At 48.3% G+C, this 319-nt stretch carries 1 rRNA gene; it reads left to right on the forward strand.

From position 1 onward, the window contains the following. Positions 1-244 precede the first annotated feature (244 nt). Positions 245-319 (forward strand): 23S ribosomal RNA (locus GT1_RS21955); the annotation flags it as partial.

Genomic DNA, 319 nt, shown 5'->3' on the forward strand with positions numbered 1-319 from the left:
AACTGCACAGAAGAAAGCAAAGTAAAGTAATGCCTCATAGTAACATATGAGAAGTTCTTTACGCGCAATTAGGATTTAACTGAAGGCAAAATGAGTTGCTATGAAAATGGCGACGCGAAACTGGCTAGTGTGTATCAGATGCGAGGCGGACCGGAAGACGTTGCCGCGCCGCGTACAGTCGTACGCAAGCAAAACGTCTGAGGACCAACGAAGCAGATGATGCGCAATAGACAGTTGCAGCATAAGTCAAGTTAATAAGGGCATACGGTGGATGCCTAGGCGCCAAGAGCCGAAGAAGGACGCGGTAAGCTGCGAAAAG

Source organism: Sporomusa sp. GT1, assembly GCF_014634905.1.
GTDB classification, from domain to species: domain Bacteria; phylum Bacillota; class Negativicutes; order Sporomusales; family Sporomusaceae; genus Sporomusa; species Sporomusa sphaeroides.